The sequence below is a fragment of the Neptuniibacter halophilus genome (genome assembly GCF_030295765.1).
GTDB lineage: Bacteria > Pseudomonadota > Gammaproteobacteria > Pseudomonadales > Balneatricaceae > Neptuniibacter > Neptuniibacter halophilus.
On record NZ_AP027293.1, the window covers coordinates 136,367 to 149,837 of the forward strand.

At 47.1% G+C, this 13,471-nt stretch carries 12 protein-coding genes; all 12 read right to left on the reverse strand.

Features of this window, described 5'->3' with window-relative positions:
• Positions 1 to 39: 39 nt before the first annotated feature.
• The 12 genes from QUD59_RS19070 to QUD59_RS19125 all read right to left on the reverse strand — a co-directional run bounded on the left by QUD59_RS19070 (position 40) and on the right by QUD59_RS19125 (position 13,424).
• Entirely contained in the window at positions 40 to 1,875 is a 1,836-nt protein-coding gene (locus QUD59_RS19070; RefSeq protein WP_286241169.1) for an acyltransferase family protein, read from the reverse strand.
• 42 nt (positions 1,876 to 1,917) lie between these two features.
• Positions 1,918 to 3,129 (reverse strand): IS256 family transposase, encoded by a 1,212-nt coding sequence (locus tag QUD59_RS19075; RefSeq protein ID WP_286241170.1) that lies wholly within the window; start codon positions 3,127 to 3,129, stop codon positions 1,918 to 1,920.
• A 232-nt stretch (positions 3,130 to 3,361) separates the two neighbouring features.
• On the reverse strand, positions 3,362 to 4,555 hold the full coding sequence (locus QUD59_RS19080) for a type II secretion system protein (protein ID WP_286241171.1): 1,194 nt from the start codon (positions 4,553 to 4,555) through the stop codon (positions 3,362 to 3,364).
• Positions 4,556 to 4,558: 3 nt separating this feature from the next.
• On the reverse strand, positions 4,559 to 5,524 hold the full coding sequence (locus QUD59_RS19085) for an ATPase, T2SS/T4P/T4SS family (RefSeq protein WP_286241172.1): 966 nt from the start codon (positions 5,522 to 5,524) through the stop codon (positions 4,559 to 4,561).
• A 2-nt stretch (positions 5,525 to 5,526) separates the two neighbouring features.
• A complete protein-coding gene (locus tag QUD59_RS19090; RefSeq protein ID WP_286241173.1) occupies positions 5,527 to 6,081 on the reverse strand; it encodes a type II secretion system protein in 555 nt (184 codons plus the stop codon).
• A gap of 17 nt (positions 6,082 to 6,098) precedes the next feature.
• Positions 6,099 to 7,151 carry a hypothetical protein gene (locus QUD59_RS19095; RefSeq protein ID WP_286241174.1) on the reverse strand — a complete coding sequence of 351 codons (1,053 nt, stop codon included), beginning with the start codon at positions 7,149 to 7,151 and terminating at the stop codon, positions 6,099 to 6,101.
• Positions 7,148 to 8,917, reverse strand: a complete 1,770-nt coding sequence (locus tag QUD59_RS19100) for a GspE/PulE family protein (protein WP_286241175.1) — start codon at positions 8,915 to 8,917, stop codon at positions 7,148 to 7,150. The genes QUD59_RS19095 and QUD59_RS19100 overlap by 4 nt, the downstream gene beginning before the upstream one ends.
• Positions 8,914 to 9,483, reverse strand: coding sequence for a hypothetical protein (locus QUD59_RS19105; RefSeq protein WP_286241176.1), 570 nt, complete (start codon positions 9,481 to 9,483; stop codon positions 8,914 to 8,916). Before QUD59_RS19105 ends, QUD59_RS19100 begins: the two co-directional genes overlap by 4 nt.
• The gene (locus QUD59_RS19110; protein WP_286241177.1) at positions 9,470 to 10,783 is read right to left on the reverse strand and encodes a type IV pilus inner membrane component PilO; all 1,314 of its coding nucleotides are present in this window, start codon (positions 10,781 to 10,783) and stop codon (positions 9,470 to 9,472) included. Before QUD59_RS19110 ends, QUD59_RS19105 begins: the two co-directional genes overlap by 14 nt.
• A 6-nt stretch (positions 10,784 to 10,789) precedes the next feature.
• Positions 10,790 to 12,358 (reverse strand): secretin GspD/PilQ domain-containing protein, encoded by a 1,569-nt coding sequence (locus tag QUD59_RS19115; RefSeq protein ID WP_286241178.1) that lies wholly within the window; start codon positions 12,356 to 12,358, stop codon positions 10,790 to 10,792.
• Complete coding sequence (locus tag QUD59_RS19120) at positions 12,355 to 12,933, reverse strand: TcpQ domain-containing protein (RefSeq protein WP_286241179.1); 579 nt, start codon at positions 12,931 to 12,933, stop codon at positions 12,355 to 12,357. Before QUD59_RS19120 ends, QUD59_RS19115 begins: the two co-directional genes overlap by 4 nt.
• Positions 12,933 to 13,424, reverse strand: a complete 492-nt coding sequence (locus QUD59_RS19125) for a hypothetical protein (protein WP_286241180.1) — start codon at positions 13,422 to 13,424, stop codon at positions 12,933 to 12,935. The genes QUD59_RS19120 and QUD59_RS19125 overlap by 1 nt, the downstream gene beginning before the upstream one ends.
• Positions 13,425 to 13,471: the final 47 nt, after the last annotated feature.

Below are 13,471 nucleotides of genomic sequence, written 5' to 3' on the forward strand. Positions count from 1 at the left end.
TGTAGCAGGAAGCCTCCCGCTACACCTATCCCTCATTACTCATCTCAACGGATTGTTGAACTCAGCCAGATAATCCTTTGCCAGCTTTTGCGCGGTGTAGTCATAAATATGGTGGGTGTCTTGATACCACGGTATGCCATCTTCATGTGTCTTACACACCCCCGCTGAACATTGAACTGTCTGAGGGTCAATGAAGATAACAGATGGGTACTGCTCAGCGACTAAATCCATCATTTCATAGATCCCTTTCAGTAACCGGTTGGATTCCTGATGATCAATGTCACAGACATCCAATGCAGCGATATTATTGTAGAAACAGAGCGTGAAATTGGTTCCGTTTCCTTCCGCCACAGGCTTGATGATAACCGGTTGTGACCCAGCATTAATCACACGCTCAATCGACTCAGTAAGCGCTTCCTGATAGGCTTCTACCGCACTCTCCCCTTCATCTCTTGGCAACGAGTACCCACGCCAGCGTTCAGATAAAACAACGTAGTCAAACTGCCCACCATCGATAAGGTGGTAAAGTTCTGCTGTTCTTTTTGAGCAACGAGCTGCACGGCCTGGCATCTTACTTTGATAGTCCCCAACCAGCATCAAGCACTCAGACTCTGTTTGGGTATATGCCTTCAAAGATGCATCTTTTGCCAGGACTTCTACGAATCGCTTTATATGGAGGCCGTGGGAATCCCCCAATAGGAGCAATGATCCCTTAGGATTTTTAGTCTCACCGAATGCACACTGCTCCAGATTAGTGCCAGTAAAAACATGGCAGACTTTCCGCATGGGATCTTCATACTTAGCTATCTGCTGATATGCCCTTCCCTCTACTTCACCCAGGCGTTGAGGCCAGCCATCGTTTTTCCTTGCAAAGTAATACGCTGCTACACCACCAAAAACTGGTAGCACTACCAGTATCAGAAGGCTGGTACCCAGCTTCATTTTTGATCTTCGAATTGGGTTTTCTACAAACCGATAGCTGAGAAAACTGAGAGCGAAGGTGAGGACAAAAAGCATTGGAATCATGAAAGGATTATGCGTTTCTCCCTGATGGTAGAAGAACACAACAAGGGGCCAATGCCACAGATAAGCTGAATATGAATGCTTTCCAATCCACCCCATAACTGAAGAGGTCAGGAATTTATTGGACTGCCCTGAATACAAAATCGCTGCCGTAAACAACGAGACCAACACTGCGGGAACGCCAGGATATTGCCATGTGCCATCTATTTGGGTGGCAATCACAATTAAGCCCGCAATGGAGAATGGAACGACAAAGCTGGGCAATCGCACTGTTCGCTTTTGGGCCAGCAAGAAGACACCTGTCCCCACCAAAAATTCGAATGCTCTGGCTGATGTGTGGTAGTAAACCTCTCCCTGCCAGTAGCTGGCATACAGGGAATAGCCCATAGCCAGTGATAGGGCTCCGAATATAGCGAGGAAACTGCCTGATAGAAACCGTACTACGCAATAAAACAGAGCCGGGAAGATAAAGTAAAACTGCCACTCAACGGCTAAAGACCATGTGTGTAGAAGTGGGATCGCGTCAGCTTCAGCTGAGAAGTAGTCTGATGTTTCTTTTGCAAAATGGACGTTTGACTTAAAAAGGAATACATCGCGAGCACTGCGAATGTACCTAGTAAAGTCCTCTGGCAGGAGTATTAAGCCGAATGCAATGGTGGTTGCAATTACCGCCAGGATGGTGGCAGGTGCCAGTCGCTTGATCCGACGATTATAAAAATCAGCGAACGAGAAACGGCTGTTTTGCATATCCTGATGGATCAGTGCGGAAATCAGAAAGCCGGATATGACGAAAAAAACATCAACACCGATAAAGCCGCCATTGAAATACGGTACGTTGAAGTGGACCAGCATTACCAATGAGACTGTAAATTCTTCTGTGTAAGTGACGGTTTATCACAGTGATATTCTGTCACTGAACAGGATCATAAATTGGCTCATCGCCTGTTTCCAATCCCGTATTGGCATAGTCCACTTCTTAGCGATTTGGTGCAAGGCCAGATACAGAATTTTCATCACTGACTTATCATTCGGGAATGATCGCCGAGTTTTGGTTACCTTTCTCAGAGACGCATTCACTGACTCGATAGCATTGGTTGTGTAGATGACCTTGCGGATCTGCGGTGGGTAGTCAAAGAACACGCTCAGGCGTTCCCAGTTTGCTCGCCAAGATCGGCTGATGGTTGGGTGTTCATCGTCCCACTTCACCGCAAACTCATCCAAGGCCCGCTCAGCTGCATCAAGCGTAGATGCGGCATAAATATTACGCAGATCAGCTGCAACCTCCTTCCGCTGTTTCCAGCTCACATAGCGCAGCGAGTGGCGTACCTGATGAACGATGCAAAGCTGGATCCGAGTCTGAGGATAGACAGCTTCTATTGCTTCAGGAAAGCCTTTCAGACCATCAACGCAGGCGATCAGGATGTCCTGTAAGCCTCGATTCTTCAGTTCGGTCACTACAGATAGCCAGAATTTAGCACCCTCAGTCTGCGCCATCCATAAACCCAGCAGCTCCTTTTCGCCATCAAGGTTGATACCCAGCGCCAGATAAACGTGTTTGTTTTGTACTGCGCCGCTATCGCGGCTGCGCACTACCAGGGCATCCAGATAGACAATCGGATAAATACTATCCAGCGCGCGGCTTTGCCAGGCAGTAACCTCATCCATCACGGCATTGGTAACCTGAGAGATAAAGGTTGGAGAAACCTCAACACCATAGGTGTCCTGGAAATGTGCTTGAATATCTCGAGTCGTCATGCCGCGAGCGTAGAGGGAGATAATACGATCATCGAAGCAGCTGAGTTGTTTCTCACCTTTACGAACCAACATCGGCTCGAATGTACCGTTACGATCACGAGGCACTTCCAGCTCTATATCACCGTGGATGCTGCGAACCGACTTACGGCTTTTACCGTTGCGTGAATTACCCGAGTTTTTGCCTGAAGGCTCGTTTTTGGCATAACCGAGATGCTCATTCATCTCGACGTCCAGGGCACGTTCCGCAACCTTTTTGGTCAGTTGTTTAAGAAGACCATCCTCGCCGAGGATGTCATCAGGGCTTGAGCAGCCCTCAAGAAGTTGAGCAATAAGCTCGTCTGATATTGGCATTCTGCTGTCCTTTCAACAGGGTGGTAAGAATGCCACTTACACAGATTTTTTTACACTCTCTTACCAATAGCAAAGCTACTGCTCTTAGCCCTTCAATGTCATCTCTATACAAATGGGTTCCGAGCGGTAAATCTTTGAGCTTCATGGATGGCAGTTCCTTAGGAAACAAAAGCGGCCGTTTTACAGGAAGCGAAATTGTTTGGCAACTTCAGCTTCCCTAAACTGGATATGTTCACTTTGGATTGGCAAATGAAATCCAATATCCATATTTCGACTGACTACCATGACCGGAGTTATAGGTCGATCCGCATACATATTTAGAGTTGCCTGAGGTAATACTACCGGTCCCATGGAATTGGTGAGTCTTTTCCCAGGTCCATCTAGCAACATGTGACCAGAAGTAATAAATGTCATGGGTGCTTGCGTCAGTGCCTGCAGGGGCCAGGACATTCGTACAGGCCGCATTTGTACCACTCCATGTACCCGTGCGAATTAAGGTTGCTGAGCCGCCACTACCCGGCTGTGTCCACACACCACCAACACAGGACACTAAATCCCCTGCGGCAGTAGTCCCGATTTGTTTATTCGTGCAGGCGCTACCAACAGTCTGATTCCCATTTAAGAGCGCGATTTGGCCTATTAAGCTTTGTGTGGTTGTTATATTGCCATCTGCAGCAATACTTCCAGTCACATCGATATCAACACCCTCGTATCGATCTGAAGTTACGTTAGTGGCATCAACATTGGTCGCGTCAATGTTAGTGAAATCACCCGTAGCCCCGGTTAGTACACCGACATTGCTAATGTTATTCGTCTGCATGTCCAGAGCACCGGTCATGGTGTCGCCAGATCGTTTTACGTAGATCCCAGTACCATTATTTACATCAACCGTAGCCGTCATCACTCCTGAGTTATTTTCGGTGTAGGTAACAACACCCTTTAAGCTGTCTTTAGTGTCGGCCTCTGCTTGGCGCACAGCATGCCCAACTCCCAATGCTTTTGGTTGTCCTGCTACCAGAACAGCCGGCCAAGTCGTCAATGCTGTTGTGACACCAGCAACATTAGTAATTGTTGTTGTTGGGTCTGCCCCATATTTGTAGTTGGTAAACTCGAATGAACAAGGAAGGTAAGCAACAGTACCCCCCGTTGTAATGCCGCAATCTGCATTACTTTTTAGCCAGTCAGTTCCGACCCTAGCGCCTGGTACAGCACTTCCACCTTGATCGACAATCCACTCAGCGACTGCTCGGGAATGTTCGGCAATTTTATTGCCCAAGGTTTCAAAGTCGCGGCGTTCCATCTTCTGGTTTAGCTTTTTTGCTCCAGCAGCAGACAGAATTACCGCTATAGCTAGGTAGAAACCTAACTCTAATAGAGTAAAGCCTTGTTGGTTCTTTGGGGGACGAACATTCATGTCAGGTTTCATTGATTAATCCCTATTCATCGGTGCCATCGCTACTTGGCTTTGGCGAATATTGGCCTGTTGCCGTGCGATATCATCTAACTGGACAAACTGACCATCCCTGAGTGCTTGTGCTACTCGCTGCCCCCCAGCCAAAAAGCTAAACCCTAATCGAGTTTTGCCAAGTTGAGTCTTCTTGCTTATGTTGATCGCCAGCCTCAGAGATTCACCTAAAATCAGGCGAGCATACTCTTGCCCATCACATAGTGTTAAAAACCTTGTTAGGGAGTCCACTGTCCCACTGGCATGAAAGGTGAATATGACCCGAGTGCCGTTTAACAATGCTTGAAGAACTTGGATTGCCGTATCACGATCTCGCACCTCTCCCACAAACAGGGTCGATTGGACCTTTGCTGGGAAGCACCGCATCATTGACCGGATCGCTGTTGAGAAATCGCCATCCATAACATGGCGCTGGTAACAAACTCCATTCTCACCATAATCACCCTCCATATCGTATTCCGGAGGATCTTCCAACGCCCAGGCCACACCACCTTTTGTTGAAAGGAGGTAATTCAGGACTGCAGCTGAAGCGGTTGTTTTACCGACTCCCAATGGGCCTGAAATGAGGATCAACCCCCCATCTCTTTGTGTGTTCTCATTTACTAATTGGGATATGATCTCTGGAAACACAATACCTTCTGGGTTTTCCCCCACCAGGTTGGGTTTAAACCCCGGCATTCTCCGCAGACAATACACCTCCCCGCCCTTGCTTAACTCTAGATGCACGCGGTAAAGCTGAGAATTGAACGCCAGATATTGATCTTGACCAATGCCTAGCTTCAATTCATCACAGGCAGTTTTAAAGTCCCCCAATAAACTCAGCCACTTAGGATCACCTCCCAGGTTCTGTTTCTGTCCGTTTATATAGCCACGGCTGCTGCTAAGTTGCTCTTTATTGATTGCGAGGTCGGTGTACTGCTGCAGATCCATAATTAAGACTTTCTCATAATCACGTTTACAGATGCTGTTGAAACATCACATGCAGATGCAGCCGCAGCTGGGTCTAATGCCGCTCCCGGTGCCTTAACGGTGGTGCTTCCCACAATCACTTCATCTAAGAAGTTGGAAACGTATGTCACATAACGAAGGCAGGCAAATGGATCAACAGGATCCGTGATCTGTTTCGCTCCATTGGTAGCACCACCAGTCAAAGTACCTGAAGCAAAAACAGTCGAGTTACCCCAATAGTTGAAGATCGTAGATCCGCTCACAGAGCTTTCATGAGGGATTTTTGCATCGATCGCAAAATCATTGTCCAGAGCAGTGAATGGTGGGCGCGTTAACTTACCCGCCAAGTCGGTAAAGTAAGATTCAGTGGTTTTTGCAGCTGAATCGCCTTCCGTATTTTTCAGGTATTTATACCCAATTGGACCGACAAAGGCCGCTACCAGCGCAAGGATTACCAAGCCAAACCCAAGTTCGACCAGAGTCATACCTGCTTCTTTGTTTTTGAACCCGCCAACAGGCCCGGTGGTACTATTTTTCATAGGTGCATTCTCCATTTTTAAACCTGAGAGATTGAAGTAGACAAAGAAAAGTAGCTGAGAACGACCATGCCCATGAATAGGTAAAGGATCGTCGTAGCTACAGCATCAAGAACCTTATTGATCGCCTTAAAGCTTGCATCCACACGTTCTTCAAGACGCTCGACTGAGATGGCATAGAAATCTTTCTTTCCTCCGCCATCTCCCATAGAAATGATTACCTCGTTGAGGTCTTCCGGCATCATCGGATTATTTGCTAAAGGGTTACCATGCCCACGCTCTATAGCACCGTGCATCATATTGAGACAGGAGATCACCCAAGAACTGGTGGAAGAGCGCTTCAGGAATTGAATAGCTTCCTTTTCTGCATACGCTTCAGAAAGAGGGCCGATAGAATCCAGGAAAGACATCGCCACCACATCCCGGTGTAAAGCCCACGGCTGTAAATGGTCCATAGCGAACCGGCGATATTTGCCATTCTTCCACTCAACAAACGACCAAAAGAGAGCAAATACCAAACCGGCCAAAACAATGAAGGTAATTGGCACCCAGATAAACAGATTATCCGCCACCTGATAGGTGAACTGTGCCAGGGGCTCCCATTTTGCGACTGGCTTTATCTTGGTGAAAATGTCGAAAAGAAACTCTTTTACAAACAGTAACAAACCGACCAACATCAGGAATCGAACCAAGAAAGATCTGGCTACGCCTTCAATAGCCAGTCGATGCTTCCCTTTCAAAGTCAGACGATCATTCGCTTTCGCCAACCCCTCGGCTAACTGACCAGTTTGCTCCGCTGCTGCAATGACCAAGTATTCATCTTCAGGAATGAAGGGCTTAATTGCCTGATGGAAGTCATTCCCTGCCCCGGAACCTGTTTCCTGCAGCTGTTCCAGAATCAATGCCTTTTTTTTGCCGGCATTACCTTTCTTTTTCTGGGCTGTGATCATGTCACCGTATGCAGAGGACAAAGAACCTAAACGCGCCCTAAAACCAAGGAGATCATAGAGCCACTTCCGATCCTTAACGCTCAGAACACGGCTACGCTTCGCGAATATCGATTTGAGATTCATACATCACCTACTAACACCGTGGCTGATTCATACTCGGCACCAAGTAGTGGTGCGACTTCAGAACCAGTTAAAGCACCATCGGAGAGCAAGGAATCTTCACTTACCAAGCCCATACGGTCCTCTACATCAATCGGGCTTATTTGTCCGTAGAGCATCTTTTTAATGGCATGATGGTAAGCGGTAAAACCGACAGCGTGCTGCCCATAGAAGCTTTCTAAGGAGTCGTCATCAGAGAGAACACGCGATGACTCTCTCGAATTTAACCAAGCTTTTTGTGCTTCAGAAACTTTCCCTTTGCTGACCTGCTCTCTTATTGAGTCATCAGGCATCATGGTTTCGACGCATGCCACACGACCGACAAGGCCGTTTTGGCAATCTGGGCAGCCTTCATAATTTCTGAAGCGAACATTTTTCAGATGTTTAAAACCATGGCCTTGTACGAGTCGGGACAAAAGGCTTTTTGGAATAACCCCCTGTTCTATAAGACCATCTGTTTCGAGCTGAATACTCTGTCCATCCCCCCCATCAACCATGTAGTCGCCCAAGCGATATGAACACTGCTGGCACAGGCGCGGGAGCAATCTCTGAAAAACGATTCCTTTAATAAATCCCGCAGAAGACAATAGCGACCATGGCAGGTCCATCTCATTCAAACGTATATACGCATCAAATGCGGAATTACCGTGCAGAGTACATAAAGTGGTATGCCCGGTCAGAGCCGCGTGAGCTGCACTTTTAGCCGATGCGGCATTTCGCATTTCCCCCTGAAGAATAAAATCCGGGTCACGGCGCAGTAGAGCCTTCAAATGACGATCCCACGCTTTATCTTCGGTCTCAGTGTTTTCATTGGATTTCACCGCAGTCACCTGAGTATGGATAACCCCTGGTATCTTGAATTCGACCGGATCCTCCACCGTCACGATCATCTTTCTTCCAGCGTACTCTTTTACCAAATGCCCCAATACAGTCGCTGCCGTAGTGGTTTTACCGTCCCCGGTAGCACCAACGAAAATTACTAAACCGCCCGCTCCCTTGAGCATCTTCGATAGCAACATATTTTGTTGATCGGATTCATATCCAAGAGTGAGCAAATTTCCATTACTAAAGTCTTTGTCCAAATCCAAAAGACGGAGCGTGACATGTACGGTATCTCTCTCTCCATTGATCTCGGCATCCTGATAACGGAGTCGATATCTGTGATCATCTGGCCCGGTACGATCTGTGACTGTTGCGGCCTGTGTAAGCTCTGGTTGATATGAATTCTTTGTTGTACCGGAGTTTCCAGTTTCACTGCTGTAAATAAACCGGCAGAGTTGCAAAAGCTTGTTGTTGGTGAATACGGTATTTTTGGGTCTATATCTCTGTAGCTCTCCATGCACCCGCATTTCAATCCGAGGATCATTCTTTTCCGCAAAAATATGGATATCACTGGCCGCGACCGTTACCGCATAATCGAAGACCTCACTAAAGAGTTTCTTGGATTCAGAAGGTGAGATTTCCTCATCATCTGACTGAAACTCATGCAAAGAGGCGATTTCGTCTGGGCTTACTCGAAAGTAAGTAACTCCTCTTTCTTTCCCTATGTACCCTTGCAGTTTTGCTCTCTCTTGCAGGCTCAGCTCGTTAACGTGAAATACGTCAACATTAGCTCCTGAAGCAGTCGGCACCGCGAACATAAGGGTTAAATTCTTTAACTGAACTGGTAACGTCTGACCATCAATCGTACTGGCAACTGTCTTACCTTTGACTTGGTTATGTAGGTTCATGATTCCTCTCCAGCCTCAGAATAAAAAACCTTACTGACGGTTTTTCCTTTCTGCAGTTCGAGATATTCCGCACTAACGGACAACACTACCCAACCGTTCAAGTTGGAGCCCTTTTTGATTGATTGCTGACGTTTGTTAATGACCACATCGGCTGTCGGATCTTTGGGGTTACCCCAAATTGAAAGGAGTGCAACCGGCGTACTAAAACCGCTGCTAGAGCGGTCTTCACCAGACCGCTGGACAACTGAACCTGCATCGATCGCCTGATCTAAAGAGGATGTTAATAATTTCTCCATTGCACCGAATGGCGAAAGAATTTCCTGTTGTACCGATGGTTGATTACCTTCAGTCTCTTTGATGGCGTTTAATGAAGCAGTAATGCTCGCAATTTTTTTATACTTTGCATCAAGATGGTCAAGCTTCTCTATTTCTAGAGTTCGATCTACCTTACCTGCTGGAACTGAGTCCATAAGGGCTTCAATCTCTTCGTCAGCCATCACTGGTTGGAATGTCAATACGGCAGGCACCAACAGCAATGCCTGAAAATTTGGCTTAATTGATAACATAGGCACCTTCAACTTTTATATTTAACTCTGATCCGCTCTGTTCAACCCGGATAGATTTGGCCTTAGCCCACCCCAAATCTCCGAGACCACCTGCAACGCTGACTGCATCGGTATACCGCCCCTGCATCTCCCAAGCACCTTCCCTTTTAATGAGATTCGATGGTGCCAAGGATCCCCCACTGATATTCGATTTCGCAGGGTTAGCAATTTTGGTTTCCAGCCCGTTGTTAGCAAACGTCATTAGTTGTTCAGTGAACTCCAATATGTTTTCCCCAGCTTGTACGTTTTGGTTTTGGGGAAATTGGATATAGAACGAGCAATTAGCTGTATGCCCTTGAGGGCTGACATCCACATGATCGCATCGAGGAGTGAGGTAATTGAGCGCATACGATGTGGAGAAATTTTCCGGGTTTATAAAACTGACCAGGCAATTTCCGGACGTATCGCAGCTTGCTGACCGGAAAGGCCAAGGACTGTCAAATAGCTGCTTACCTTCTAAAGATTGTGCAACCACATTTAAGCTTTCTTTAAAGCTCGGCTGGGACAGTAGTTTTTTGTAATAATCCGCAACTGCAGCTTTTGACGCTTCAACCTGTTTACGTCTGATATCTTCATCTGATTCCCCAAAGGAGATCACCCCGAATTGGATACCCAGTACAACGACCCCGGCCACAATGCCTGTGAGCATGAGCGCATTCTTAACCGTGTCTCCGGAGGCGCTTTTTAAAACAACGCTGTTCCAATCCTCATCTGCAAAAGCTTTGAATATTGAACCGAGTGTAATTTCTGACTCTTCGGTATCGACATCTTTTACACCTGACCCGACCAAGGCACGTTTGTGATTAGCGCTTTCAGCCAGAGTCAGGTGTTCTTGGGCAATCTCCGTAACTTGTTCGAGGCTGAGGTTCGCATCACTTTCGACAATCACCGTTCCATTGACGATGAGGCTTGTCCAATACCCCGAGTCTGTTCTTTCAATGACTATCCAGGCAGGAGAGTCTTTTGCCTCTGAGTTTTCGTGCAGATTGGAATAGGTATGCTGGTAGTGGGCATACAATGCTGCTAACGGGTAACCTGTCTTGATACCCAGCGTTCCTAAATCAGCCAAACCAACCTGGACAACTTCAGAATAAAGCCGAAGCTTCACAACGCCAGGCTTGGCAATTCCCATTTCCTTAATGGCTGCTTTGGCTAACGCTTTGGGATTGTAATCGTCGTCACCATCCTTTTTGTCGTTTAGCCATTCAACCCCTGTCACGATAGTCCGATCTAGGTATTCGAATGTAGAGGACTCATGCATACCTGATTAGCCTCGGCTGATATACGGAGTTACAAAAATAACCAGCAGGTCTTTACCTTTACCCGATGCTTGTCCACCACCCAAGGCCCAGAAGTCATCTCTGCCGGTTCCCTCTGATGTGGAAGAAAGGTTCTTATTGATGTAGCCCGTCAGCATGGCTGTTTCACCTTCCTTTATAACTTGGCTAGTTTTGAATTCTTTCTGAGTAAGTTGTGCAAAGCGCTGCGTGAAATCTCCAGAAGAGATATCTTCAAACGGCAGATCTCGGGACATAGTGGTGACGAGCTGAAGGATGACACGATTATCTTCAAGGATTCTCGGTGTCAGGCTCATATCAAAGCCAGGCCGGATCGTTGCCTTCGTCGTTGAGAATGTAGTAACACCCTCATTAACGGTTTGTGTAGTTTCGGACGGATATTCTTTGATGCTGATGTCACGCAGCACTGCTGGAATGTTATTCAGTACAGTACGTGTCTCTCGGGTCATTACTTGAACCCGTGCTTTGGAAGATAGGGCCTGCAAAATAACTTTTGAGCCAGTGAGCCGGCCGCTGTTTACATTCGTTGAGATTTCATTAACAGGGCTATTAGATAGCGTTGGGCGGCGTGACACCCCAGAGATCGCTAATTCACCAAGGTCGGCCAACAGAGAATCCCATACAACCCCAATATCTTCATTGTCGGTACTGGTTACCCGGACAACTTCGATATCAAGTGCCACCTGACTTGTAAGGTGGCGATTTTCGACCTTAAGAAAACGATCAACGGCATCAAGCTTTTCCGGCGTATCTGTCACAATTACAGCCCCTGAATTACCCAATACATGGGCAGATCCGTAAGGAGACAGCATGCTTGCGATTGTTTCCTGATAAGACTCAAAGGAGGCGGTTTGAACTTCAGAAGTGAGAGAAGTACTCATACCACCTTCAGTATCCGTAGTCGTTGCACCCTCGAACTTAGCGTTCATTATTTCTTTAGTTTGCAGGTCCAGGCGGAAAGTTCGTGTGTCCAGTTTATAGAGCGTCACATCACTATCGGTATACTTCCAATGAATGTTGAATGCGCTCGCAATAGTATTCAGTGCCTGTTCTGCGGAACCCTGCAATTTCAGCACTTCCTGCATCGCTAAAGGTGACTGTTTCTTCTGATTATCAGTAATCAGGCTATCGATGATTGAGGAACCATCCACTGAACTGGTATCAATATTACTGCTGCTGTCCTGCAGCTGTTCAGTTACGATCGTATCTACGGTATAGATATCCTGACCAACCCGAACAGGCTTACCAATCTGCATAGAGAGATTGCTGACGTAGTATTTCAAGCTCAATGGACGAGTAGCATTCAGGTAAACCTGCTTGCGCAAAAAGCCCGGCAGAGGTTCAGGTTCTTCGTAGGTTTCCCCGGATATAAACGGAGTCGTATGCCTCTTGAAACCGGCATTCTCTAGACGCACCATATCCAGTCGTTCTTCCTGGAATGCAGATGCATTCTCAACCTGCGGTGCAATCGTCTTATCAACACACCCAGCAAGGGATATGGCCGCAGCCGCAAGTAAAGCAGATTTAATCGGGCTCATCGGATCACCACTGTCTTGTTGGAATAGTATTCGGGCTCAAGGTCACTTCCATCGTTCTGCAACGCAGAAAATAGGCCCTCAACAGCCATATCAAATGTGCCGAAGAAATAAGCGTTCGCTTGAATCGTTTGCCCCTTTCGGGTTTCCCAAACAACCGACCACTGACTCTGGTCATCCCATTTTTTAAGCTGGTTCTTAACGGTTAACCCAGTGCTCACTGACCACATCTGCTCAGTCACCAGTGTCTTCCCAGTCACAAATACGCGGAGAGGCAAGCCTGCTACGAGTTGCTGAGCCACTTCAGCAGCGCTTCCTCGTAAAGCTCCTGAGCGTTTATGAAAAAGAGGTTCCGCAGAATAGCGAAGCGTCAACCCGGCCTGCTCGGCTACAGATGTCAAAGCTTGTTCCAGTGACCCCGGTGTAACAGGCACAAGAAGGTCTGAAACAGATTCTACGTTGCTGTAAGCCGGCTTATCTTGGGCGACTGGTTCAGAAGGAGGAGATATTTGTGTGAGTGCCTGACACCCAGGTAATAAAGCCACGGCAATTGCGGCAAAAATGACTTTGCGATTCATTATTCGGCTTCTCTGATTGGTTCGAATGCAAGCATCTGATTGCGATAGATTCTTGCCGTGGCGGTTAAGCTAAAGTGATCGATGATGGCTTGAAGAACTCCTTCGCGGTGGTTTGAACCGAATGTAAGGCCTCGATCGGTACTCACATCGTCAACCAACCACACAGAGACCGGGTATCCAAGACATTTACCTACTCGGTCAATATTGTCTTGGACCCGGCCAGCAGGGAGGGTGCATTGATACTTGAATGAGTCGTGCTTTTCTTCAGAAGCTGGTTTGTGAACATACCCTTCCTGGATCTGCTCAACGGGATCTCCTCCAGCTATCCGTTCCCACTCTGTATCGGTCAATCCATGAAGGGCCTTTTCATCAACGGGGATGTATGCCCGGTGATTCCCAATGGCGTTACCGGCAACCCCAGATATCGGCATTGCTATCGCAGCACTTAACAAAACAGCCTTTTTAAAATCTTTCATCGTTTGTTTTAGCATAATATTTTAACGTCCTGCGAAACATACAATTTTATCTATTTCTTTTC